24 protein-coding genes and 1 tRNA gene are annotated in these 23,705 nt (G+C 71.0%); 7 read left to right on the forward strand and 18 right to left on the reverse strand.

From position 1 onward, the window contains the following. Position 1: 1 nt before the first annotated feature. The 6 genes from pknB to JW613_RS04290 all read right to left on the reverse strand — a co-directional run bounded on the left by pknB (position 2) and on the right by JW613_RS04290 (position 8,112). The gene (gene pknB, locus JW613_RS04265) at positions 2-1,975 is read right to left on the reverse strand and encodes a Stk1 family PASTA domain-containing Ser/Thr kinase (protein WP_209209361.1); all 1,974 of its coding nucleotides are present in this window, start codon (positions 1,973-1,975) and stop codon (positions 2-4) included. A 154-nt stretch (positions 1,976-2,129) separates the two neighbouring features. Beyond that, entirely contained in the window at positions 2,130-3,614 is a 1,485-nt protein-coding gene (locus tag JW613_RS04270) for a peptidoglycan D,D-transpeptidase FtsI family protein (RefSeq protein WP_209209362.1), read from the reverse strand. Next, complete coding sequence (locus JW613_RS04275) at positions 3,611-5,035, reverse strand: FtsW/RodA/SpoVE family cell cycle protein (RefSeq protein ID WP_099882864.1); 1,425 nt, start codon at positions 5,033-5,035, stop codon at positions 3,611-3,613. Before JW613_RS04275 ends, JW613_RS04270 begins: the two co-directional genes overlap by 4 nt. A 16-nt stretch (positions 5,036-5,051) precedes the next feature. Beyond that, positions 5,052-6,710, reverse strand: coding sequence for a Stp1/IreP family PP2C-type Ser/Thr phosphatase (locus JW613_RS04280; RefSeq protein WP_245225006.1), 1,659 nt, complete (start codon positions 6,708-6,710; stop codon positions 5,052-5,054). 66 nt (positions 6,711-6,776) lie between these two features. Beyond that, complete coding sequence (locus JW613_RS04285; protein ID WP_209209364.1) at positions 6,777-7,283, reverse strand: FHA domain-containing protein FhaB/FipA; 507 nt, start codon at positions 7,281-7,283, stop codon at positions 6,777-6,779. A 10-nt stretch (positions 7,284-7,293) separates the two neighbouring features. Continuing rightward, the gene (locus JW613_RS04290; RefSeq protein ID WP_209209365.1) at positions 7,294-8,112 is read right to left on the reverse strand and encodes an FHA domain-containing protein; all 819 of its coding nucleotides are present in this window, start codon (positions 8,110-8,112) and stop codon (positions 7,294-7,296) included. 489 nt (positions 8,113-8,601) lie between these two features. On the opposite strand from JW613_RS04290, the gene JW613_RS04295 reads away from it, so the two are divergent. Further along, positions 8,602-8,685, forward strand: a tRNA-Leu gene (locus JW613_RS04295). A gap of 102 nt (positions 8,686-8,787) precedes the next feature. Here the strand turns inward: JW613_RS04295 and JW613_RS04300 are convergent. Then, positions 8,788-9,444: an FMN-dependent NADH-azoreductase gene (locus tag JW613_RS04300; RefSeq protein ID WP_209209366.1), complete on the reverse strand. Its 657-nt coding sequence runs from the start codon at positions 9,442-9,444 to the stop codon at positions 8,788-8,790. 108 nt (positions 9,445-9,552) lie between these two features. Here JW613_RS04300 and JW613_RS04305 point away from each other — a divergent pair, with 108 nt between their 5' ends. From JW613_RS04305 to JW613_RS04315, 3 genes are read left to right on the forward strand one after another with little or no spacing between them, the layout of a single operon-like run. After that, entirely contained in the window at positions 9,553-9,954 is a 402-nt protein-coding gene (locus JW613_RS04305; RefSeq protein WP_245225007.1) for a winged helix-turn-helix transcriptional regulator, read from the forward strand. Positions 9,955-9,985: 31 nt separating this feature from the next. Beyond that, complete coding sequence (locus tag JW613_RS04310) at positions 9,986-10,879, forward strand: J domain-containing protein (protein WP_209209367.1); 894 nt, start codon at positions 9,986-9,988, stop codon at positions 10,877-10,879. After that, positions 10,876-11,223 (forward strand): rhodanese-like domain-containing protein, encoded by a 348-nt coding sequence (locus JW613_RS04315; protein WP_099882878.1) that lies wholly within the window; start codon positions 10,876-10,878, stop codon positions 11,221-11,223. The genes JW613_RS04310 and JW613_RS04315 overlap by 4 nt, the downstream gene beginning before the upstream one ends. Positions 11,224-11,307: 84 nt before the next feature. Here the strand turns inward: JW613_RS04315 and JW613_RS04320 are convergent, their stop codons facing one another. From JW613_RS04320 to paaA, 6 genes are all read right to left on the reverse strand, one after another. After that, the gene (locus tag JW613_RS04320) at positions 11,308-12,414 is read right to left on the reverse strand and encodes an acyl-CoA dehydrogenase family protein (protein ID WP_209209368.1); all 1,107 of its coding nucleotides are present in this window, start codon (positions 12,412-12,414) and stop codon (positions 11,308-11,310) included. 157 nt (positions 12,415-12,571) lie between these two features. Then, positions 12,572-13,648, reverse strand: coding sequence for a 2Fe-2S iron-sulfur cluster-binding protein (locus tag JW613_RS04325; protein ID WP_209209369.1), 1,077 nt, complete (start codon positions 13,646-13,648; stop codon positions 12,572-12,574). A 2-nt stretch (positions 13,649-13,650) separates the two neighbouring features. Beyond that, positions 13,651-14,304 carry a 1,2-phenylacetyl-CoA epoxidase subunit PaaD gene (gene paaD / locus JW613_RS04330; RefSeq protein ID WP_209209370.1) on the reverse strand — a complete coding sequence of 218 codons (654 nt, stop codon included), beginning with the start codon at positions 14,302-14,304 and terminating at the stop codon, positions 13,651-13,653. After that, positions 14,298-15,020, reverse strand: a complete 723-nt coding sequence (paaC, locus tag JW613_RS04335; RefSeq protein ID WP_209209371.1) for a 1,2-phenylacetyl-CoA epoxidase subunit PaaC — start codon at positions 15,018-15,020, stop codon at positions 14,298-14,300. The genes paaD and paaC overlap by 7 nt, the downstream gene beginning before the upstream one ends. Then, complete coding sequence (gene paaB / locus JW613_RS04340; protein WP_209209372.1) at positions 15,017-15,301, reverse strand: 1,2-phenylacetyl-CoA epoxidase subunit PaaB; 285 nt, start codon at positions 15,299-15,301, stop codon at positions 15,017-15,019. Before paaB ends, paaC begins: the two co-directional genes overlap by 4 nt. Further along, positions 15,298-16,353 (reverse strand): 1,2-phenylacetyl-CoA epoxidase subunit PaaA, encoded by a 1,056-nt coding sequence (gene paaA, locus JW613_RS04345; protein WP_209209373.1) that lies wholly within the window; start codon positions 16,351-16,353, stop codon positions 15,298-15,300. The genes paaB and paaA overlap by 4 nt, the downstream gene beginning before the upstream one ends. A 234-nt stretch (positions 16,354-16,587) precedes the next feature. Between paaA and JW613_RS04350 the strand changes: the two genes are divergently transcribed. From JW613_RS04350 to JW613_RS04360, 3 genes are read left to right on the forward strand one after another with little or no spacing between them, the layout of a single operon-like run. Further along, positions 16,588-17,226, forward strand: coding sequence for a DUF5819 family protein (locus JW613_RS04350; protein WP_245225008.1), 639 nt, complete (start codon positions 16,588-16,590; stop codon positions 17,224-17,226). A 17-nt stretch (positions 17,227-17,243) separates the two neighbouring features. Beyond that, complete coding sequence (locus JW613_RS04355; protein WP_209209647.1) at positions 17,244-18,536, forward strand: HTTM domain-containing protein; 1,293 nt, start codon at positions 17,244-17,246, stop codon at positions 18,534-18,536. Positions 18,537-18,545: 9 nt separating this feature from the next. Continuing rightward, positions 18,546-19,280, forward strand: coding sequence for a TrmH family RNA methyltransferase (locus JW613_RS04360; protein WP_209209375.1), 735 nt, complete (start codon positions 18,546-18,548; stop codon positions 19,278-19,280). Between the two features lie 27 nt (positions 19,281-19,307). Here the strand turns inward: JW613_RS04360 and JW613_RS04365 are convergent, their stop codons facing one another. The 5 genes from JW613_RS04365 to JW613_RS04385 all read right to left on the reverse strand — a co-directional run bounded on the left by JW613_RS04365 (position 19,308) and on the right by JW613_RS04385 (position 23,579). Next, positions 19,308-19,871, reverse strand: coding sequence for a bacterial proteasome activator family protein (locus JW613_RS04365; RefSeq protein WP_209209376.1), 564 nt, complete (start codon positions 19,869-19,871; stop codon positions 19,308-19,310). Positions 19,872-19,919: 48 nt separating this feature from the next. Beyond that, positions 19,920-21,074, reverse strand: a complete 1,155-nt coding sequence (locus JW613_RS04370; protein ID WP_209209377.1) for a hypothetical protein — start codon at positions 21,072-21,074, stop codon at positions 19,920-19,922. Between the two features lie 176 nt (positions 21,075-21,250). Then, the gene (locus tag JW613_RS04375; protein WP_209209378.1) at positions 21,251-22,234 is read right to left on the reverse strand and encodes an NAD(P)H-quinone oxidoreductase; all 984 of its coding nucleotides are present in this window, start codon (positions 22,232-22,234) and stop codon (positions 21,251-21,253) included. Between the two features lie 62 nt (positions 22,235-22,296). After that, positions 22,297-22,464, reverse strand: coding sequence for a hypothetical protein (locus JW613_RS04380; protein ID WP_019356801.1), 168 nt, complete (start codon positions 22,462-22,464; stop codon positions 22,297-22,299). A gap of 86 nt (positions 22,465-22,550) precedes the next feature. Next, positions 22,551-23,579 carry a potassium channel family protein gene (locus JW613_RS04385; protein ID WP_209209648.1) on the reverse strand — a complete coding sequence of 343 codons (1,029 nt, stop codon included), beginning with the start codon at positions 23,577-23,579 and terminating at the stop codon, positions 22,551-22,553. Positions 23,580-23,705: the final 126 nt, after the last annotated feature.

The raw sequence follows: 23,705 nt of genomic DNA on the forward strand, positions 1-23,705 counted from the left end.
GTCAGTGGCCCCAGTTGCCGCCGAAGAGACCGCCGTCGTCGTCGTCTCCGCCGCCGTTGCCACCGTTGCCGCCGTTCCCTCCGCCCGGGCGGGTCATGATGTCGACCTTGTCGCCCTTCTTGCCCTGCGTGTTGGGCGGCGGGTTGGTGGTGACGACCACCGCGTCGCCGCCCTGCGGGCCCCGGATGGTGCCGATGGTGAAACCGGCGTCCTGAAGGGCCTTCTTGGCGTCCTTGAGCTTCTGGTTGGTGACGTCCGGCACGGTGGCGGGCGCGTCGTCGGGCGCCTTGGCGACGGTCAGATTGATCGTGGTGCCCTCGGGCTGCTTGCCGGGGCCCGGGTTCTGCTTGATGACCGTGCCGGCGGCCTTGGTCTCGTCGTCCTGTTCGGTCTTGGAGACCTTGAAGCCGAGCGCTTCGAGCTGGGTCTTGGCCTGGTCGAAGGGGGTGTCGACGACGTTGGGCACGGTCGGCCGGGACTCGGTGGCGACGGTCAGCGTGACCGTGGAGCCCTTCTTGGCCTTCTCGCCGGCGCCGGGGTCCTGGCTGAGGACCGTACCGGCCTGCTGCTCCTCGGACTCCTGCTGCTTCTTGGAGACCTTGAAGCCCGCCTCGTTGAGCTTCTGCTTGGCGTCGGCGTAGACGTCACCGGTGACGTCCGGGATGCTGCGGGGAGCCTTGTCGCGGGGCCCCTTGGACATGATCAGGCTGACGGTGCTGTCGGGCTCGACGCTCTCGCCGACTCCGGGGTCCGTCTTGCAGACGGTGCCCTTCTTCTCGTCGCAGTAGACGCTGTCGCCCTTGGCGGCCTTCAGCCCGGAGTTGCCGAGCTGCTCCTCCGCCTCCGAGGCGGACAGCCCCGTGACGTTGGGCACGTCGACGTCGTTGTTCGGGGAGTCGAGCAGGGCCTTGCCGACGAAGATCGCACCGACGAGCACCAGGATCACGGCGAGCGCCAGCAGGATGGTGGACAGTGGATTCTTGCCCTTGCGGCGGCTGCGCTGCTCGTCGTAGTAGCCGCCGTCGTCCGGGCGCATCGGCGGCAGCATGGAGGTCTGCGGCTCCTGCGCGCGCAGCGCCGTGGTGGGCTGGTCCTCGGGGTAGCCGCCCGCGCCCATGGCGGTGGCGGCGACCGGTTGGCCGTCCAGGCACGCCTCGATGTCGGCGCGCATCTCGTCGGCGCTCTGGTACCGGTAGTCCGGGTCCTTGACGAGTGCCTTCATCACGATCGCGTCCATGGCGGGCGCGATCTCGGGGTCGAAGGCGCTGGGCGGCTGCGGCTCCTCCCGTACGTGCTGGTAGGCGACGGCGACCGGGGAGTCACCGACGAAGGGCGGCCGTACGGTCAGCAGCTCGTACAGCAGGCAGCCGGTGGAGTACAGGTCGGAGCGGGAGTCGACGGTCTCGCCCTTGGCCTGCTCGGGGGAGAGGTACTGGGCGGTGCCGATCACGGCGGCCGTCTGGGTCATCGTCATGCCGGAGTCGCCCATGGCGCGCGCGATGCCGAAGTCCATGACCTTGACCTGGCCGTTGCGGGTCAGCATCACGTTGGCGGGCTTGATGTCGCGGTGGACGATGCCGTTGCGGTGGCTGTACTCCAGGGCCTGGAGGATGCCGACGCACATCTCCATCGCCCGCTCGGGCAGCAGCTTGCGCCCGGAGTGCAGCAGCTCACGCAGCGTGGAGCCGTCCACGTACTCCATGACGATGTACGGGATGGAGACCCCGTCCACGTAGTCCTCGCCCGTGTCGTACACCGCGACGATCGCCGGGTGGTTGAGCGAGGCGGCCGACTGGGCTTCGCGGCGGAAGCGGGCTTGGAACGACGGATCGCGGGCGAGGTCGACGCGGAGCGTCTTGACCGCGACCGTACGGCCCAGCCGGGTGTCCTGGGCGAGGTAGACCTCGGCCATGCCTCCGCGGCCGAGCACCGAGCCCAGCTCGTACCGGCCGCCTAGGCGACGCGGCTCTTCCATAGTCTCCAGCCCTCTCCGGTCTTCCGTGCCGCCGCGCGTGGAATGTGCGGCGCGCGACACGGCGGTGTGCTGCTCGGCATACGGTACCCGCCACAGGGTGCGTGCCTGGTGTGGCCGTGGTGACCGGGCTCACCCGAGGCTGCGCTGGTGTGCGTCACTGCTTTCCGTCGAGGACGGCCTCCATCACGCTCTTGGCGATCGGGGCTGCCAGCTTGCCGCCCGCGATGTCGCTGCGGAGTGTGTCGGAACTCTCCACCACGACAGCGACGGCGACGGGAGACCCGTCACTCGTCTTCGCGTACGAGATGAACCAGGCGTACGGGTTGTCCTTGTTGTTCTCGCCGTGCTGTGCCGTACCGGTCTTGCCACCCACCGTGACGCCGGGGATCTTGCCCGCCGTTCCGGTGCCCTTCTCCACGACCGTCTCCATGGCCGACTGGAGCTTCTGCGCGTTCTCCGCCGATACCGGCCGGCTCAGCTCCTTGGGCTTGGTCTGCTCGACCACGTTCAGGTTCGGGGCCACGAGCTGGTCCACCATGTAGGGCTTCATCAGCTTGCCGTCGTTGGCCACGGCCGCGGCGACCATGGCCATCTGCAGCGGGGTGGCGCGGTTGGACGCCTGACCGATGCCCGCCATGGCGTTCTGGGGGCGGTTGTCCTCGGGGTAGATGCTCTTCGCGGGCCGCACCGGGGTGTCCAGGTCCGGGTCCAGCGTGCCGCCCTTGACGTCCTTCTCGAAGCCGAACTTCTCGGCCATCTTGATCATCTCGTCGTTGCCGAGCTGGTCGCTCATCTTGGCGAAGACGGTGTTGCAGGACCACTGCAGCGCGACTCGGACGGACGCGTTCTTGCAGGCCGGGTTGTTGCCCTCGTTGCCCAGGTCCTTGGTGGTCTGCGGCAGCCGGTACGGGTCCTCGGTGTCGGTCTTCTGGTCGAGGTCGTACTCACCGCTCTCCAGCCCCGCCGCCGCGGTGACGACCTTGAACGTCGAGCCGGGCGGGTAGGTCTGCCGCAGCGCCCGGTTGAGCATCGGCTGGTCCTCGTCGTCGTCCAGCTTCTTGAACCGCTCACCGTCCTTGCCGCTGACCCCGGCGAACGTGGACGGGTCGTAGGAGGGCTTGTTGGCCAGCGCGAGGATGGCGCCGGTCTTCGGGTTGATCGCCGCGACCGCGCCCTTCTTGTCACCGAGTCCGTCGTAGGCGGCCTTCTGCGCCTTGGCGTTCAGCGTGGTGACGACGTTGCCGCCCTTCTGCTGCTTGCCGGTGATCATGTCGATGGTGCGGTTGAAGAACAGCCGGTCGTCGTCGCCGGTCAGGAACGGGTCGTAGAGCTTCTCCAGCTGGTTCGCGCCGATCCGCTGGGAGGCGTAGCCGGTGACCGGCGACCACAGCTTGCCGTTCTTGTAGGTGCGCTTGTACTTGAAGTCGGTGCCGTTGACGACGGTCGAGCCGGTGACCGCCTTGCCGTCGACGATGATGTTGCCGCGCGGCTGGGCGTAGCGGGCGATGTCGACGCGTCTGTTCTTCGGGTCGTTCTTGAGCTCGTCGGCCTGGACGAACTGCAGCCAGTTGCTCCGTACGAGCAGGGCCAGGACCAACAGACCGCAGAAGATCGCGATTCGGCGCAGGGGCTTGTTCACGGTCGGACCACCTGGGTCATTTCGGCATCGGGTGAGGGGGCGGGTGCGGGCGCCGGGCGGCGGGCGGTGTCGCTGATCCTGAGCAGAATGCCGATCAGTGCCCAGTTGGCGAGCACCGAGGAGCCGCCGGAGGCCAGGAACGGCATGGTCATACCGGTCAGCGGGATCAGGCCCATCACGCCGCCCGCGACGACGAAGACCTGGAGCCCGAAGGCGCCCGAGAGGCCGACGGCCAGCAGCTTGCCGAACGGGTCACGGGCGGCGAGTGAGATGCGTACCCCGCGCTCGACGATCAGCCCGTAGATGAGGAGGACCGCCATCATGCCGGTCAGGCCGAGTTCTTCGCCGACCGTGGCGAGGATGAAGTCGGAGTTGGCGGCGAAGCCGATCAGGTCGGAGTTGCCCTGGCCCCAGCCGGTGCCGAGCACCCCGCCGGAGCCGAACGCCCACAGCGACTGGGCGATCTGGTCGCTTCCGGTGGACTGGATGACCTCTTCGGAGAAGGGGTGCAGCCACGCCTGGACGCGCTCTTGCACATGCGGCTCGAACGTGGCCACGACAGCGGCACCGCCGGCCGACAGGAGCAGACCGAAGACGATCCAGCTCGTGCGCTCGGTGGCGACGTAGAGCATGATCACGAAGAGGCCGAAGAAGAGCAGCGAGGTGCCCAGGTCGGTCTCGAAGACCAGGATCATCAGGCTCAGCGCCCAGATGACGAGGATCGGCCCCAGGTCCCGGCCGCGCGGCAGATACATCCCCATGAAGCGCCGTGAGGCCAGCGCCAGCGCGTCCCGTTTCACCATCAGATAGCCGGCGAAGAAGACCGCGAGGATGATCTTCACGAACTCGCCGGGCTGGAGGTTGATGAAGCCCAGGTCCACCCAGATCCTGGCGCCGTTGCGGGCCGGGAAGAACATGGGCAGGACCAGCAGCACCAGACCGACGGCCATGGAGATGTAGGTGTAGCGCTGCAGCACCCGGTGGTCCTTGAGGAACAGCAGGATCGCCACGAACAGCGCCAGCCCGATCGCCGAGTAGAGGAGCTGCTTGGGGGCGTCCGGCGAGAAGGCCCCGAAGGCGCTCTCGGCACGCTGTCGCAGCCGCTCGGACTGGTCCAGCCGCCAGATCAGCACCAGGCCCAGCCCGTTGAGCATGGTGGCCAGCGGCAGCAGCAGCGGGTCGGCGTAGGGCGCGTACCGGCGCACCACCAGGTGGCCGACGCCCGCCAGCAGCACCAGCCCGCAGCCGTAGCCGAGCATGCCGGAGGGCAGCTCGCCGTTGATGGCCAGACCCACGTTGGCGTACGCGAAGACGGGGACGAGCACCGCGAAGACGAGCATGGCCAGCTCGGTGTTGCGGCGGCTCGGCAGTCCGCCCGAGGACACTGTGGTGTTACTGCCCGTGGTGGTGAGGTTGCTCATTGCCTTGTGCCGCCCCCTACGGCCCGGTGCACTGCTTGGCCAGCTCCTGCTGCTTCTCCGAGAGCTCGGGGCTCGGCGAGGGAGTGCTGGAGGCGGCGGCAGTCGTGTCGTTGGTGGAGCCGGAGGTGAAGGCGGCGTGGGTGGCGGTACCCACCCCGGCGGTGGCCTCGCCGACGCCGGCGGTACCCGTGCCCGTACCGGCGGTGCCGGTGCCGGTGCCGCCGTTGGTGGCCGCGTCACCGGGCGCGTTCTGCTCGTCCTTGCGCTGCTTCTCGGAGTCCTTGCTCCCGCCGGTGCCCTTGTCGGCCTTGTCCCCGGGGTCCTTGGGCTGCTTCTTCTCCTTGGCGACGATCTCGCAGACCTTGGCCTGCTCGCCCAGCTCGTCGAGCTTGCTGCGGGCCTCGTCCCGGCTGCCCATCGCGATCGTCTCGCGCAGCTCCTTGCGCTGGAAGCCGGGCAGGTACTTGAGTTCGATCTCGGGGTGGTCCTCGTCGACCTTGTGCAGCTTGACGCCCGCCAACTCCTGGTTGATGCCCCGGTAGAGGGCGACATGGTCCTCGTTGGCGCCGACGTAGAACTGCGTCTGCGTCCACCGGTAGCCCCCGTACAGCCCGCCGCCGGCCACGGCCAGCGCCAGCGCGATCCACAGCGAGCGCTTGACCCACCTGCCCTTGCCCTTGCCGGGCTTGGCGAAGTCCTCGTCCGTGTAGGGGCCGAACGTGCCGGCGGGCGGGGCCGCCGGGTCGGCGGTGGGGGGACCGAACCCCTCGGGGGCGCCGGATCGGCCCTGCGGCGGCACCGCGCCGCCGCGCCCCAGCTCGGCGGCGCGGGCCGCGGGGGTGCTGCGGGCGGCGCCGTCGCCGCCCAGCGGCTGCTGGCTCTCGGCGACCGCGCCGACGATGACAGGGGTGTCGTTGAGCTGGCCGTGCAGGGTGTCCTCGGGGCCGAGGGTGTCCACGTCCAGCACATCGGCGACGATGCAGGTGATGTTGTCGGGGCCGCCGCCGCGCAGCGCGAGCTGGATCAGCTCCTGCACGGTGTCCTGCGGGCCGTGGTAGCCGGCCAGCGTCTCCTCGATCGTCTGGTGCGAGACGACCGCCGAGAGCCCGTCCGAGCACAGCAGATAGCGGTCCCCCGCGCGCACCTCGCGGATCGACAGGTCCGGTTCCACATGGTCACCGCTGCCCAGCGCCCGCATCAGCAGCGAGCGCTGCGGGTGGGTGGTGGCCTCTTCCTCGGTGATCCGGCCCTCGTCCACCAGCCGCTGCACCCAGGTGTGGTCCTGGGTGATCTGGGTGAGCTGGCCGTCCCGCAGCAGATAGGCGCGGGAGTCGCCGACGTGCACCAATCCGAGCCGCTGGCCCGTCCACAGCAGCGCCGTCAGCGTCGTGCCCATGCCCTCCAGCTGCGGGTCCTCCTCGACCATGACGCGCAGCTGGTCGTTGGCGCGCTGCACCGTCGTACCGAGGGAGGTGAGGATGTCCGAGCCGGGGATGTCCTCGTCGAGCTGGACCATCGCGGAGATCACCTCGGAGGAGGCGACCTCGCCGGCGGCCTGGCCGCCCATGCCGTCGGCGACCGCGAGCAGCCGGGGACCGGCGTAGCCGGAGTCCTCGTTGTGCTCGCGGATCATGCCGTCGTGTGATCCGGCGGCAAAGCGCAGTGACAGGCTCATGCGCACCTCGCCCGTCGGCTCCGGGTACATCCGCACGGTGCCCACCCTCCGGTCGTCATGTCGGTACTACTTCCGCAGCTCGATGACCGTCTTGCCGATACGGATCGGCGCTTCGAGCGGGATCGGCGTCGGTGTGGTGAGCCGGGTCCGATCGAGATAGGTGCCGTTGGTCGACCCGAGATCCTCGACGATCCACTTTCCGTCACGGTCCGGGTAGATCCTGGCATGCCGGCTGGACGCGTAGTCGTCGTCCAGCACGATCGTGGAGTCGTGCGCGCGGCCCAGGGTGATGGTCTGGCCCTGGAGGGCCACGGTGGTGCCGGTGAGCGACCCCTCGGTGACGACCAGCTTGGTGGGGGCGTTCCGCCCGCGCCCGCGCCTGCCGCCGCCCTGCGGGGGCTGCTGGGGCTGGGGTCGCTGCGGGGGTCGCTGTGCTTCGGCACGCCGCGCCGTGCGCTGCGTCACCCTGGTGCCGAACAGGTCACTTCGGATGACCTGGATGGACACGATGACGAACAGCCACAGTACGGCGAGAAACCCCAACCGCATGACCGTGAGGGTCAGCTCTGACATTGCCCCCGCTTCACCCTTCGGCTTGCCGGTAAATGATCGTGGTACTGCCCACGACGATGCGTGAGCCGTCGCGGAGCGTAGCGCGCGTGGTGTGCTGTCCGTCTACCACGATGCCGTTTGTGGAGCCCAGATCCTGGATCGAGGAGGGGCTTCCCGCGCGGATCTCGCAGTGCCGACGCGAGACCCCCGGGTCGTCGATCCGCACGTCGGCCTCCGTGCTGCGGCCGAGGACCAGTGTCGGGCCGGAGATCTGGTGGCGGTTGCCGTTGATCTCCACCCAGCGCCGGGTCTCGGTGCCCGGCAGCGGGCCGGCGGAACCCGCAGGGCCCGGCGCGTAGGAGGGCGGGGCCGTGGGGGCGGGCGGCGCGGCGGCGGGGCGCGGAGGGTATCCGGCGCCGCCGGGCCCGGGGCCTGCCGCGGCCGGGCCCCCGTGCGGGGGCTGCTGCTGGGAGGTGCTGGAGGCCAGGGTGCGGCTGCGCACCCGGTACAGACCGGTGTCGAGGTCGTCGGCCTTCTCCAGATGGACCTTGATCGGGCCCATGAACGTGTAGCGCTGCTGCTTGGCGTAGTCCCGCACCATGCTGGCGAGTTCATCGCCGAGCTGGCCCGAGTACGGGCTGAGCCGCTCGTAGTCGGGCGGGCTGAGTTCGACCACGAAGTCGTTGGGGACGACCGTCCGCTCGCGGTTCCAGATCGTCGCGTTGTTGTCGCACTCCCGCTGGAGGGCGCCCGCGATCTCCACGGGTTGCACCTCGGACTTGAACACCTTCGCGAAGGTGCCGTTCACGAGACCCTCGAGTCGCTGCTCGAACCGCTTCAGTACTCCCACGACGCACCTCCTTCCCAGATGCTCTCCGACCTAGTGCCTGCTTCGTGCCCGGCGCCTGCCTCGTGCCGGACCCGTTCCTGCTCTCCAGTGTCCTCGGGTTCCGGGCACGACGCTTCCGCGGTACTGCTTACTGATCGTATCCACGCGCGGGGAAAACGACTGGTTCCCCACCGGGGCCCGGTGCTCAAGTGTTGCCCCTCACAGTGGTCCGCGCGTGCCCCCGCCCACAGTCGCTCGTACCGCCCTACACCCTCGCATGGATAGTAGAGCGCCCGCGCTGGGTCCCGCACCGAGTGTCCCGCAGCGGGCGGCCGACCTGCGCAAGACGTCGGGCGGGAGGCACCGGCCCGGCGGCCGGGCCCCCGGAGTCCGGCCCGAGTGGCCGCTCGGGGGGAGGGCCGGAATACGGATGTGAGTCCACCCCGGACAGCGTGCTAATCTTCTGGATGTCGGCAGGCGCCCGCACCGGGCGAAGCGACAACACCCAATGCGCGGGTGGCGGAATAGGCAGACGCGCTGGATTCAGGTTCCAGTGTCCGAAAGGACGTGGGGGTTCAACTCCCCCCTCGCGCACAAGAAGAAGGCCCCCACCGGGTTCCGGTGGGGGCCTTCGTCGTGCCGTACGCCGTCGGGCCGCAGCAGCGGCTGTCGCCCCGACGGCGGGTGGCTGCCGGATCAGGCGGCCAGGCGGGCCGCCAGGGCCTTGCCGCGGGACTGGGCCGCTTCGTGGGCCTGGGTACGGGAGGCCTTGGCCATCTCGACGAGGTGCTCCATGCCGGGCGTCGTCTCGGCCAGCGTGAGCTCCGGCACGATGAACTCGACATCCAGCCCGAAGCCCTCGGCGCCCAGCACCTTCTCCAGGTAGGGCAGCACGAACTCGAAGCTCTCACGCGGAGTGCCCGGTCCGTAACCGCCACCGCGGCTGGCGACCACCGTGGCCGGCTTCCCGGCGGCCGACGGGGTCTCCGCGGCGGTCGTGCGACCCATGATGATCACGTGGTCGAGCCATGCCTTGAGGGTCGAGGGAATCGTGTAGTTGTACATCGGGGCGCCGATCAGCACGGCGTCCGCCTGCTCCAGCTCGGTGGCCAGCTGGTCGCGCAGCGCGAAGGCCGCGGCCTGCTCGGGGGTGTGGTTCTGGGGCGGTATGAAGCCGGCGGCCGCGGCGACGCCCTGCAGATGCGGAATCGGGTCGGCGTTCAGGTCGCGGTAGATCACCTTCCCGTCCGGGTGCTGGGCCTCCCATGCCTCGCGGAAGGAGGCGGTGACGGAGCGGGAGACGGAAGCGCCGTCCGGGTGGACGGAGGTGTCGAGGTGCAGGAGGGTGGCCATGCGGGGCTCCTAGGGATTCGTTAGTTGTCGAACTTTCCGACGTAGCTATTTGTAGCACAGTCACTTACTTTTCTGCACCTCCTTGCGAGTGAGCAGTACCCTGGTGTCATGTCAGAGCTTGGAGAGAGGCGTGACCTGCCGCCTGAGCGCGCCCCGGCCGCTGCGGCCTGCACCGAGCCGGAGAGCGCCATCACGCGCGTCTTCCATCTGCTCGGAAAGCGGTGGACGGGACTGATCCTGGCCGCCTTGATGAGCGGCCCGGGTCACTTCGCCGAGCTGCGCCGTGCCGTACCGGGCATCAGCGAGCGGATGCTCTCCGACCGGCTCACCGAGCTGGCCTCCTTCGGCCTGGTCACCCGGTCCGTGGAAGAGGGCCCGCCGCTGCGGGTCAGCTACAGCCTCACCGACTCCGGGCACGCGCTGAAGCCCGCCATGGTCGAGCTCACCCGCTGGGCGGACGGCCACCTGCCGGAGTCCGCCGCCACCTGCCCGGAGGCGTTCCGGGATTGAGTCGGGACGCGGCGGTCGTAGGGTGGTGGCGATGAACGCCAACTCCCCCGCCCGGGCGAGCGAAGATCCGGGCGCGAGCGAAGACCCGAAGGCGAGCGAAGAGTCGCCGGCGAGTGGAAGGCCGCAGGCGAGCGAAGAGCCCGGTACCGAGCGCCTCGAAAAGGCCGTACGGGCCGCGGAGGCCGCACTGATCGAGTACGAGATCGCGGTCGAGACCTTCCGGGTCGAGGTGGAGAACTTCTCCCGGCTGCACCACCAGCGGCTCGGCCCCGTCTACGCCCGGCTCGACGAGCTGGACGCGCAGATCGCGGAGGCGGTCGCGGCCCGCACCGGCGACCCCGAGGACATCCGCAAGGCCGACGCGGCGCGCGGCGCCGTGCTGCCGATGCCGAAGGTCGACGAGCTGTTCTTCGGCTGGATCGACTCCAACGGCATGCTTCCCGAGGCCCAGGCGATGCTCAACGAGCAGCCGGTCAGCCCGCCGAGCCGGGTACGGCCCAGCGAGGAGGCCCGCAAGGCCTACCGGGACCTGGTCCGCAAGGCCCACCCCGACCTCGCCCAGGACGACGCGGAGCGCGAGCGGCGGGAGGCGTTTCTCGTGCGGGTGAACAAGGCGTACGCGGACGGTGACGCGCCCGCGCTCGCCGCGCTCGCCGAGGAGTGGGAAGCGGGACCGCTGCCCGAGCCCATGGCCGAACTGCTGCGTAGCGAGGAGCTGTACGCACGGCTGGAGTGGCTGGCGCAGCGCAAGGAGATGCTCGCGGAGATGGCCGCGGAGCTGGAGGAGAGCGCGATCGGAGCCATGCTGAAGCTGGCGCCCGACGACCCCGACGCGCTGCTGGAAGAGATCGCCGAGCAACTGCTCGGGCAGGTGGCCGAGCGCGAGCGCGAGCTCGCCCGGTTGAGAGAGGGAGAGCAAGGATGAACGCCCTTCCCGGGCAGGTGCCGCAGACGGACGTCGCCTCCGTACCGGCCGACGCGCTGCTGCTGGACGTACGCGAGGACGACGAGTGGGCCGCCGGGCGCGCTCCCGGCGCACTGCACATCCCGATGAGCGAGTTCGTCGCGCGGCAGGGCGAGTTGACCGAGCGGCTGGGCGAGGGCGAGCGGGTGTACGTCGTCTGCCGGGTCGGCGGCCGGTCCGCCCAGGTCGCGGCCTACCTCCTCCAGCAGGGCGTGGACGCGGTGAACGTCGACGGCGGCATGCTCGCCTGGCAGAGCGCGGGACGGCCCCTGGAGGGCGACACGGACGCGGCATCCGTGCGCTAGGAGCCGCCCTTCCCCTTGAGGGCGCCTCCAGGCCGGAGGCCGGGGAGGCGGACGCGCCCCGTCAGGGGCACCCCCTCAGCGGAATCAACCGGTGGCCAGCAGGTCCGCGAGGGCTTCCTCATGGGCTGCGGCCGACCCATGAGAGAGCTCCCACTGTTTGGCCCAGGCGTGGAAGCGGTGCAGCGGATACTCGGTGTCCGCGCCCATGCCGCCGTGCAGATGCTGCGCCGTCTGCACCACCCTGCGTACCCCGTCGGCCGCCCACATCTTGGCGACCGCCACATCGGCCGGCTCCAGCCGCCAGGCCGCCTGCCAGAGAGTGGCCTCCATCGCGCGCAGGTCGATGTAGCGGTCGGCCGCCTGGACGGCGACCGCCTGGAACGTGGCGATCGGGAACCCGAACTGCTCGCGACGGCTGACGTACTCGCTGGTCATCTCCAGGACCCGGCTGCCGAGGCCCAGTGCAAGCGCACAGGTGCCGGTGGCCAGCAGCCGGTGCAGTCGACCCGGTGCCTCCGGCGCTTCGACGACCTCGTGCGGCGGTACGCGCACCGCGTCCAGCCGCAGCTCGGCGTAGCGCTCACCGTTGGTGGACGTCTGCTCGGCCAGACAGACGCCCGCGGTCTCCGTGGGGGAGACGCAGGCCAGCAGCGGGCGGCCCTCGGCCGTACGCGCCGGGACGATGGCGAGGTCGGCCGTCGCCGCCCACGGCACCGCGGTCTGTACGCCCTCCAGGATCCAGCCGGTCCCGCCGGGCGCCGCGTGGGCCGTCACGGCGTGATCGGCCGGCTCGTGGCCCGTGCGGCCCTGTCCGGCGACGGTGACGGCCAACTCGCCCGTCGCGATGCGCCCGAGCAGCGCGGAGCGCAACTCCTCGCTGCCGTGGGCGGCGAGGGTGAAGGCTGCCGCGCTGGTCTCCAGCAGCGGTACGCGCGCCAGCACGCGGCCCGCCTCGCGCAGCACCAGACACAGCGCCACCGGGTCGAGCCCCAGCCCACCGTGCTCGGGCGGCACGGCGAGGCCGAGCAGGTCGGCCCGCGCCAGCCGCTGCCACAGCGGCCGGTCGAAGTCCTCGGCGACCGCTCCCCGGGTCAGTGCCGGACTCGGTACGGCGTCGGGCGACACCTGCGAGAAGACGGCTGCGGCGGCTTCCTGGGCCGCCTGCTGCTCTTCGCTGAAGCTGAAGTCCATGGCGCTCTCCCCCGGGTCGCCCCTTGAGTGGAAGGGGGTGGTGGGACGGAATGAGAACTGACGCCTCGTCAGGTTAGGGCGACGTGGTGGAGTTCGCCAGAGGCAGGTGCGTGCGGGCATCGGGCTGGGGGAGCTGCGGGGGGCTGCGGGAGCTCCCTCATGCGTCGAAGTCGACCTCCACCTTCTCGGTGAGCGGGTGCGACTGGCACGCCAACACGTACCCCGCCTCCAACTCCTCCGGCTCCAGGGCGAAGTTGCGGTCCATATGGACCTCCCCGCCCAGCAGCCGGGCCCGGCAGGTGCCGCACACCCCGCCCTTGCAGGCGTACGGGGCGTCGGTCCTGTTCCGTAGCACCGTCTCCAGCAGGGTCTCCCCCTCCCGCACGGGCCAACTCCCGCCACGCCCGCTCAAAGTGGCGCTCACCGTGGCGGAACCGGACACCGCTCGGGCACCCGGCGGCTGCGGCTGCGCCGCGATGGCCGCGTCCGCGTGGAAGATCTCCTGATGGATCCGCTCCCGTGGCACGCCCAGCACCCGCAGCGCCTTGGCCGCGCCCTCCACCAGCCCCAGCGGGCCGCACAGATACCAGCCGTCCATCTCCCGTACCCCGGGCGCGGACAGGAGAGCGGGCAGCAGCGCGGTCAGCCGCTTCTCGTCCAGCCGGCCGGAGGGCAGCCCGCCGTGCTGCTCCTCGCGGGAGAGGGCCGTCACCAGGTGGAAGCGGTCGGGACAGCGGTCCTTGAGGTCGGCGACCTCCTCCAGGAACATCGTCGAGGCCGTGGTGCGGTCGCTGCGTATCAGGCAGAAGCGAGTCTCGGGCTCCCGGGCCAGCAGCGTGCCGGCCATGGACAGCACGGGCGTGATGCCGCTGCCGCCCACCACGGCGGCGAACCGGCCCGGGCGGGGCTCCAGTACGAAGCGGCCCATGGGGGGCAGCGCCTCGACGGTGCCGCCCTCGGTCAGCTCCTTGAGCGCGTACGTCGAGAACTCGCCGCCCTCCACCAGCCGGATCCCCACCCGCAGCGTCGCGGGGCGGGACCGGGCCGGGTCGCACAGCGAGTAGGTCCGGCGGACCTCTTCGCCGCGTTCGTCCACCCGCCGCAGGGTGAGGTGCTGGCCGGGCGCGTAGCCGAAGGTCTCGCGCAGCTCGGGCGGGACGTCGAGGGTGAGCGCGGCCGAGTCGTCGGTCAGCCGCTCGACCGAGCGGATGCGCAGCGGGTGGAAGGCAGGCACCCTCAGACCTCCTTGAAGTGGTCGAACGGCTCCCGGCAGGTCGTGCAGCGCCGCAGGGCCTTGCAGGCGGTGGAGGAGAACCGGCTGAGCAACTCCGTCTCCGCGCTCCCGCAGTGCGGGCAGCGCACCGGCTCCGGCTCCGGCGCGGGAGGCTGCTGCGGCGACGAGGCCGTATGGCGCGTAGGGGAGAGGCCGACCAGCACAGGAGCGGCCGCACCGGCTCCCGCACGCGGTGGCGCGACACCGTGCTCCGCGAGCTTGCGGCGGCCCTCCTCGCTGATGTCGTCGCTCGACCAGGGCGGGGAGAAGACCGTACGGACCTCGACCTGCTCGGCGCCCGCCTCCTGGCGCAGCACCCGCTCGATGTCGGCCGCCATCGCCTCGATCGCGGGGCAGCCGGTGTAGGTCGGGGTCAGCTCGACCAGCACGTGCCCGGGCTCCGGCTCCGCCACCCCGCGCAGCACCCCCAGCTCGGCGAGGGTGATCACCGGCAGCTCCGGATCGAGGACGGAACCGGCCAGCTCGGCGAGGGACGCCACCCGGGCGGCGTCCTGCGTCGCGGAGCCGTCCGACGTGGAGCCGTCCGTCGTGGAGCCGTCCGTCGTGGAGCCGTCCGGTGCACGGCTGTCCCGTGCGGTGGTGGAGGCGGTCACCATGTCGCCCCCGGGTGGCTGCGGTGCAGATGCTGCATCTCGGCGAGCAGCCGGCCGAACGGTTCGGTGTGCAGCCCCTGGCGGCCCGCCCCGGCGGACCAGGCGCCCTCGCGTGGCCCCTCGGGGACGGTGAGCCCGGCGCGGTCGAAGACGTCGCGGACGCCTGCGCTCCACTCCTCGGCCAGCTCCTGCCAGTCCACCTCCAGGCCCTCGATCGGCTGGAACAGCTCACCCGTGTACCGCCACAGCGTGTCGACGGCACGCTGCGTACGGCCGTGGCTCTCCTCGGTGCCATCACCCAACCGCAGGGTCCACTGCTCGGCGTGGTCGCGGTGGTAGGCCGTCTCGCGGACCGCCTTGGCCGCGAGGGGCAGCACCGGGGACAGCCGGGCGTAGAGCGGCTGTTGGTAGGTGGAGAAGAACAGCTGCCGCACGATGGTGTGGGCGAAGTCCCCGTTGGGCTGCTCCACCAACTGGCAGTTGCGAAAGGCGCGCTCCTCCCGTAGGAAGGCGATCTCGTCCTCGCTGCCCAGTACGTCCGCGAGCCCGGTGTAGAGCGCGCGGGCCTGGCCCAGCAGATCCAGCGCGATGTTGGCCAGCGCCACCTCCTCCTCCAGGACCGGGGCGTGGCCCGCCCACTCGCCGAGGCGGTGGGAGAGGATCAGCGCGTCGTCGCCGAGCGGGAGGGTGGCCGGGGTCGGCGGTGCTGTAGACGTCACAGGTTGCGCACCCCCTCCGGGACCTCGTAGAAGGTCGGGTGGCGGTAGGCCTTGTCGGCGGCGGGCTCGAAGAAGGGGTCCTTCTCGTCCGGCGAGGAGGCGGTGATCTCGCTGGAGGGGACGACCCACAAGGAGACGCCCTCGCTGCGTCGGGTGAACAGGTCCCGCGCGTTGCGGAGGGCCATCTGGGCGTCGGGGGCGTGCAGGCTTCCCGCGTGGGTGTGCGAGAGGCCGCGCCTGCTGCGGACGAAGACCTCCCACAGGGGCCAGTCGGTGCTCATGGCTCACTCCTCGCTGTCCGGGACGCGCCGTCCTGGGACGCGCGAGCCGACTGTTTGGCGGCGTGGGCCGCGGCCGCCTCGCGGACCCAGGCGCCGTTCTCATGTGCCCTGCGGCGCTGTTCCAGCCGTTGCTCGTTGCAGGGTCCGTTGCCCTTGAGCACCTCTCGGAACTCCCGCCAGTCGATGGCGCCGAAGTCCCAGTGGCCCCGCTCCTCGTTCCAGCGCAGGTCGGGGTCGGGAAGGGTGAGGCCCAGCGCCTCCGCCTGAGGTACGCAGATGTCCACGAAGCGCTGGCGCAACTCGTCGTTGGAGTGGCGTTTGATCTTCCACGCCATGGACTGGGCGCTGTGTGCCGACTCGTCGTCCGGGGGGCCGAACATCATCAGCGAGGGCCACCACCAGCGGTCCACCGCGTCCTGTGCCATCGCACGCTGTGCCTCGGTGCCCCGGGTCAGTGCCAGCAGCAGTTCGTAGCCCTGGCGCTGGTGGAAGGACTCCTCCTTGCAGATCCGGACCATGGCGCGGGCATAGGGGCCGTAGGAGCAGCGGCACAGCGGCACCTGGTTGGTGATGGCGGCGCCGTCCACCAGCCAGCCGATCGCCCCGACGTCCGCCCAGGTCAGCGTGGGGTAGTTGAAGATCGAGGAGTACTTCTGGCGGCCCGCGTGCAGCTTGTCGAGCAGCTCCTCGCGGCTGGTGCCCAGCGTTTCGGCCGCGCCGTAGAGATACAGGCCGTGCCCTGCCTCGTCCTGCACCTTGGCCATCAGGATCGCCTTGCGGCGCAGCGAGGGGGCGCGGGCTATCCAGTTGGCCTCCGGCTGCATTCCGATGATCTCGGAGTGTGCGTGCTGGGCGATCTGGCGGACGAGGGTGGAGCGGTAGGCGTCCGGCATCCAGTCCCGGGGCTCGATGCGCTCGTCCGCGGCGACGGCCGTGTCGAAGGCGGCCTGGAAGGCGCTCACGGCCTCCGGGTCGAGCCCGTCGGCGCCGGGCGCCCCGTTCGCTCCCGCAGCCGCCGCGTGCCCGTGCGGCGGCGATGTCACCGGTGTCATGAAGCCCCCTGATCCCTCGGCATCAACCGACCGACCGATCGTTCGGTTCAAGGATGAGTGCGGGTTCCGGGGCTGTCAAGAGCGAATACCACCGGCCGACGGGGCCAGGCGCCCGGGCCCCAGTACCCTCTGAGAGTCTCTGAGGCGGACCGGCCCGGTCATGGGCATGGAGAACATGGGGAGCAGGGGTAGGGCATGGAGCCAGCGGCGCACCAGGCGCCCGGGGGGGAAGGCATGCGCGGGATCGCCGCGCTCTCGCTGCCCGCGCGGATCTTCGTCGCGATATCCGTGGCCGTCGTCACGGTCGGAATCGCGTTCCACGTGGCGATGGTCTTTCTGCAGACGGCCCCGGACAACACGATCAGCAAGCGGCACGGGGAGCTCGTCGACTCCTACGTCTACCCGGAGTTCGAGCGCAACTGGAAGCTGTTCGCCCCCAACCCTCTCCAGCAGAACGTCGCCGTGCACGCACGGGCGACCGTCGCCAAGCCCGACGGCGACACCGAGACGACCGGCTGGATCAACCTCACCGCGATGGACGGCGAGGCCATCCACGGCAATCCGGCCCCCAGCCACACCCAGCAGAACGAACTGCGCCGCGCCTGGGAGTTCTACGTCGACAACCACGACGAGAAGGGCAAGCCCCTCGGACTGCGCGGCCGGCTCTCCGAGCAGTACATCAAGCGCATCGTGATGCTGCGCTTCGGACCCGAACTCAACGGCGGCAGCGTCGAGCGCATCCAGGTGCGCTCCGTCATCACCCCGGTCGCACCGCCCGAGTGGAGTGACGAGCGGGCCGATGTGAAGCCCCGGTACGCCGTGCAGCCCTGGTGGCAGGTCACCAGCGCCGACCTTCCGGGAGGCGGCAAGTGACGGACGAGGGACGGCACATGGGAGTGGAAGGCCCCCGGGTGCGGATCGAGCGGTGCGTCTCGCGTGGGCTGTCCCGGGTCACCGCACAGGCGCTCGGCCCGTACCAGACGGCGATCGTGCGGATCGGGTTCGGCGCCGCGTGGCTGTTGTTCCTGCTGCGCGAATGGCCGCACCGGCAGGAGCTCTACGGTCCGGACAGCCCCTGGTCCTGGGGGCTGGCCCGGCAGCTGATCGACACCAACGACGCCTTCACGGTGCTGATGTGGTCCAGCAGCGACAGCTGGTTCCAGCTCGTCTACCTCGTCGCCGTGGCGGCTGCCGCGGCGGTGCTGGTCGGCTGGCACACCCGGGCCGCCACCGTGCTGTTCATGGTCGGGGTGCTCTCGCTGCAGAACCGCAGCGTCTTCATGGGCGACGGCGGGGACAACATCATCCATCTGATGGCGATGTACCTCGTCTTCACCCGCTGCGCGCAGGTGTGGTCCCTGGACGCGCGCCGGGCCAAGCGCGCCGATGGGGACGGCGGCGCCGACGGGGACGGCAGCGGGGACGGCAGCGGCCCGGTGCGCACCGTCGGCGGCACCGGGGGCGTGGTGCTGTGGGCGGTCTTCGGGGCCGTACTGCTGGGCAGCACCGTCGCCGGTGGCTTCAGCCTCGGCTGGGCGCTCTTCTACTGGGCGATGTGGGCCGTGCACGGGCTGTGGTGGGCCGTGAACCGGGCAGCCGTACGCGGCGGCGCGGCGGTGCGCGAGATGCGCGACGTGTGCGACATCCTCGCCAACCTGGCGCACAACGGCGTGCTGCTGGTCATCATGATCGAGGTCTGCCTGGTCTACTCGACGGCGGGCTGGTTCAAGATCCAGGGCACCCGCTGGCAGGACGGCACAGCCGTCTACTACCCGATGAACCTGGACTACTTCACGCCCTGGCCCGAGCTGAGCCACCTGCTGGCGGGCAACGGCCTGATGATCTTCCTGGTCACCTACGGGACCGTCGCCACCCAGGTCGCTTTTCCCTTCACCCTGCTCAACCGGCGGGCGAAGAACGTGCTGCTGACCTTCATGATCCTGGAGCATCTGAGCATCGCCGTCCTGCTCGGACTGCCGTTCTTCTCGCTGGCGATGATCGCGGCCGACGCGGTCTTCCTCCCGACGGTCTTCCTGGTGTGGCTCGGCCGCCGCACCACCGCGCTCGGCGGCCGGGCGCGGCGCCTGATGCCCGGCGGCGGCCCCAGGTCGCCCGAGCCCGCACCCGAGCAGCCCGCCGAGGCCCCGAAGGTCCCCGCGTCCGGGCCCGCCTGGCGGTCGTAGGGTGGCCGGGTGACGGCTGAGACGGCGGAGGGCCAGTGGGCGCGGTACGCGGCGGAGGGCGTGCTGCTGGACGGCTTCCACGCGCTGAAACACGCGCTGCGGTTCGGCGCCCGGGTGCCGGTCGCACTCGCCACCGACCGCCGCGCCACGCTCGCGCTGGCCGCTGAGCTGGCGCCCGACCTGGTCGGCACGCTCGAAGGACTGCTGCGCGAGGTGCCCGGGACGACGCTGGGTGCCCTGGTGCCGCGTCCGCACCCCACAGGAGTCGCGGCGCTCGCGCTACGGGACATCGGCGCTTCACCGGCGGCGCCCGACCGGGAGGCGCCGCTCGTCGTCCTGGACAATCCGCGCAACCTCGGCAACGTGGGAGCCGTCGTCCGGCTGGCCGCCGGTGCGGGCGCGGCCGGCGTGCTCACCACCGGTGACGTGGATCCTTGGCACCCGGCGGCGGTACGGGCCGGTGCCGGACTGCACTTCGCCACACACGTCGAGCGGCGCCCGGTCGCAGAACTGCCGGACGGTCCGCTGCTCGCCTTCGACGCGGAGGGTGCCGATCTGCGCTCGGTGACGGTGCCCGCCGGGGCGATGCTGGCCTTCGGCTCGGAGCGGCGCGGGCTCTCCGACCAGCTGCGTGCCCGTGCCGACCGCCTGGTGGCCCTCCCGATGCGCCCCCAGGTCTCCAGCTACAACCTGGCCACCAGCGTGGCGATGGCGCTGTACCACTGGTTGGCCCGGCCGAGCTGACGGACGGCCGGGCCCTGCGGCAGCTGCCTACAGATAGGGGCCACCCGTGCGGTGATGCGCCTCGTTGGGCTGACCGCCCTCGTCCGGCACCACACCGGGCGGCAGCGCCCTGCGCATCTGCTCCAACTGGGCGCGAGCCGCCATCTGCTGGGCGAACAGCGCGGTCTGGATGCCGTGGAAGAGCCCCTCCAGCCAGCCGACCAACTGGGCCTGCGCGATGCGCAGCTCGGCGTCGGTGGGGGTGGACTCCTCCGTGAAGGGGAGGGAGAGCCGCTCCAGCTCCTCGATCAGTTCGGGTGCGAGCCCGTCCTCCAGCTCCTTGATCGAGCTGGTGTGGATCTCCTTCAGCCGCGCCCTGCTGGCCTCGTCGAGCGGCGCCGCCTTCACTTCCTCGAGCAGCTGCTTGATCATGCTGCCGATCCGCATGACCTTCGCCGGCTGTTCCACCATTTCCGTCACGGGGACCTCAGCCTGCTCATCGCCCTCGCCGTCGCCACCCTTGGCGCCGGTACCCCCGAGAGCCATCCCGTCCGGGCCCACGACCAGGACCTGCGGGCTCTCCTGCGACTTCTCGTTGCTCGGCTGTGTCATGCCCCCATTTTGCATCCAGCCGACGGCCGACGCCGAGCAGGGCGGACCTCAGTGGCGACGCAGCCGCAGGGCGAGGAAGGCGAGCCCCAGCCCCATGAGCGTCAGCCCCGTTCCGAGCGGCAGTACGGGCAGCACCTGTCCGGACGGCTGCGCTGCGACCTGTTCGCCCTGCCCCTCGGCCTCCCCCCGTCCCGTCTCGTCGGACGCGTACAGGTCGTGCTTGCCGATCGCCTGGCTGGACGGGCGCGGAGCCACCGGGTTCCCGAAGGAGGAAGGGGGCCGCAGACCGGACTGCTCGTTCGGGGGATGGATGCGCTCGCGGCGCTCCTTCTCCCGCTGCTGCGTCTGGGCCGACCGGCGCTCACGTTCCCGCCGCTCCCGTTGCTGCTGCCTGCGCTCCTGTGCTTCGCGGGCTTCCCGGGCTTCCCGGGCTTCCTGTGCTTCGCGGGCCTCGCGGTCTTCCCGTGCTTGGCGAGCCTCGTCGGCCTCGCGGGCTTCCTGCCGTTCGCGCCGTTGCCGCTCCTCGGCACGCTTCTGCTGCTTCCGCTGCTGATCCCGCTCCTCCTGACCCTGCCGCTGCTCCTGCTGCTCCTGCCGCGCTTGCTGCTCCAGCTGCCGCTCTTCCCGGCGCTGCCGCTCCCGCTGCTCCTCCTTGCGCTCCAGGGCCTCCCGCTCGTCGCGCTGCTCCTGCTGGGCCTCCCGCTCGGCCTTCTCCCTGTCCTCTTTCTCCTGGCGCATGTCCCACTTCACCTGCGGCTTGTGCCAGGGGCCGACGCCGGGTGCCCGGGAGCCGGGGCGGTCGGGGAAGGGCAGCGAACTGCTGGAGAGGCTCCAGGAGCGTCCGGGGGCGGACAGCGGGGGCTGCGACCCCGCCTGGGGGAGCTCGGGGAGATCAGGGAGCTGGGGGAGTTCGGGGGGCTCGGGGCTGCCGGGGAGTCCCGGGGACTCGGCGAGCCCGGAGCGCCCGGAGAGCCCGGCGAGTTCGGAGAGCTGCGGGTGGTCGGGCGATCGGGGCGGCTCGGGTGCTCCGGGTAGGGGCGCCCAGGTGCGCTCGGGCACCGCTTCGGCCTCCCGGGTCTCCCGGGGCTTCTGAGGCTGCTGGCGTGCCGCGTGGTCCCCCGCGGTGGCGACAGGCGCGGGAAAAGCCAGAAAAGCGCAGGCCAACAGGGTGAGGGTGCTGCTCCGTCGCTGAGTGTGCCGCACGACCGTGACCCTTCCGAGCTGGATGGTCCGCAGACCAGACCAGCGTCACATAAAGGGTGAAAGTCGGCATTTCGGACAGGAGGATCGAGTGACGGAGCGAGCGCCCCGGTCCCCGCCCCCCGCGTCGCGGAACGGGACAGGCGGGCGAGGGGTGGGGTGGAGCCGCGGTGCGGGCCTCAGCCCGCCGTGGTCAGCAGGATCTTGCCGATATGGGTGCTCTCGTCCAGCGTGCGGTGGGCGCGGGCCGCCTCGCGCATCGGCACGGTGCTGTCGATCACCGGGCGCACCCGGCCGTCCGAGAGCAGCGGCCATACGTGTTCGCGTACGGCCGCCACGATCGCCGCCTTCTCGGCCGGCGGCCGGGCCCGCAGCGAGGTGGCCGTCACCGCCCCGCGCTTGGCCAGCAGCGCGCCCAGGTTCAGCTCTCCCTTGGCGCCGCCCTGCATACCGATGACGGCCAGCCGGCCGTTCACCGCGAGAGCCTTGATGTTCCGCTCCAGATACTTGGCGCCCATGTTGTCGAGGATCACGTCGGCGCCCGCGCCGTCGGTCGCCGCGCGCAGCTCCTCGACGAAGTCCTGCTCGCGGTAGTTGATCAGTACATCGGCGCCCAGTTCGGCGCACCGCTGGAGCTTCTGCGGCGTGCCCGCCGTCACCGCGACCCGGGCGCCCACCGACTTGGCGAGCTGGATGGCCATGGTGCCGATACCGCTGGAGCCGCCGTGCACCAGCAGTGTCTCCCCGGGGCGCAGATGCGCCACCATGAAGACGTTCGACCAGACCGTGCAGGTGACCTCCGGCAGCCCGGCCGCCTGCGTGACGTCCACGCCCTCGGGCACGGGCAGCAGCTGGCCGGACGGCACCACGACCTTCTCGGCGTAGCCGCCACCGCCCAGCAGCGCGCAGACCGCGTCCCCGACCGACCAGCCGGACACTCCGGGGCCGACGGCCGAGATCCGGCCCGCACACTCCAGGCCGGGGTAGGGGCTCGCGCCCGGCGGCGGGTCGTAGAAGCCCTGGCGTTGCAGGACGTCGGCGCGGTTGACGGCGCTCGCCGCGACATCGACGAGGACTTCGCCCTCTCCGGGCTCCGGGTCCGGGACCTCGGCCCAGACCAGCGCCTCGGGGCCGCCGGGTTCGGGAATCGTGATCGCATGCATACGGCCGACGCTACCCGCACCGCCCGCGCCTCGGGTCGAGCCGGTCGAGCCGGTGCAGCCGGTCAAGCCGCGTAGGTGAAACGGAGCTTCTGGTCCGGGGTCGGCACATACGCCTGGTGGCAGCCCGTGCAGAACCAGAACCAGGAGTCCTCCTTGCCGGGCCCCGTCTCGCGCGTGTCCTTCCACAGGAGCCGTTCGGGGCAGTTGGGGCAGGTGGGCGGCGGGTCCATGGCGTCATCGTCACGTTTGGGCCCTGCCGCGGCCCCGCGAGGCGCACCACAGTCACCTGAAGGGGTGAGAAGCGGGCTGCTGTCCGCTACCGCAACTCGCCCCTCCCCGCGCCTGGTTCGGGCCGCCGTTGCGAGGCGCGGTGGATGACCACCAGCCGGTCGGTGAGCTCCAGGGTGGCGGCCTCGGGATCGTCGAAGGCGAGTATGCGGTGACCACGTACGACGGAGACGACCAGGTCGGGGCAGTCGCGCGGGGAGTTCCCCGCCTCGGCCTTGGTGACGGGGCGCTCCTTGAGATCGAGTCCGGTGCCCTGCTGGATGAGGTCTTCTATCACCGAGCTGGCGTTCGGACTGAGCATCGCCAGGCCCAGCAGCCGGCCCGCGGCACTGGCACTGGTGATCACCTGGTCGGCGCCCGACTGCCGCAGCAGCGGCGCGTTCTCCTCCTCCCGTACCGCAGCGACGATGTTGATGCGCGGGTTGAGCTGCCGTGCCGTCAGCGTCACCAGCACCGAGGTGTCGTCCCGCTGCGGGGCGATCACGATCTGCTTGGCCCGCTGCACCTCGGCGCGTATCAGCACCTCGCTGCGGGTCGCGTCGCCCTCGATCCCGGCGAACCCCTCCGCGGTGGCCGTCTTGACGGCCTGCGAGTGCGGGTCGATGACGACGATCTGGGCGCGGCCCAATCCGGTCGACAGCAGGGTCTGCACGGCCGAGCGGCCCTTGGTGCCGAATCCGACGACGACAGTGTGGTCGCGCAACGCGGACCTCCAGCGGTTCAGGCGCCACTGCTGACGGGTGCGGTCCGTCAGCGCTTCGAGCGTGGTGCCGATGAGGATGATCAGGAACAGCACGCGCAGCGGCGTGACGACGAGAGCGTTGACCAGCCGCGCGCCGTCGGAGGCCGGAGTGATGTCGCCGTAGCCGGTCGTGGAGAGCGTGACGGTGGTGTAGTAGACGCAGTCCAGGAACGACACGTCGTTGTCGGCGTTGTCCGCATAGCCGTCCCGGTCCAGATAGACCAGCAGCACCGTCACCCACAGGACGACGAGTGCGGCCAGCAGCCGACGGGCGACCTGCCGCTGCGGGCTGAGGTGGGCGTGCGGCAGCAGCACCGAACCATGCGACTCCCCCGCGCGGCCCGCCCAGGAGCGGCGCTTTCCGGGCCTGCCCGGCCGATGGCTGTCCGGGCGTCGGTCGTTCGGGCGCCGGTCGTCCCGGCGCCGGTTGTCCGGGCTACG

It is taken from the genome of Streptomyces smyrnaeus (assembly GCF_017676345.1).
In the GTDB taxonomy this organism is placed as follows: domain Bacteria; phylum Actinomycetota; class Actinomycetes; order Streptomycetales; family Streptomycetaceae; genus Streptomyces; species Streptomyces smyrnaeus.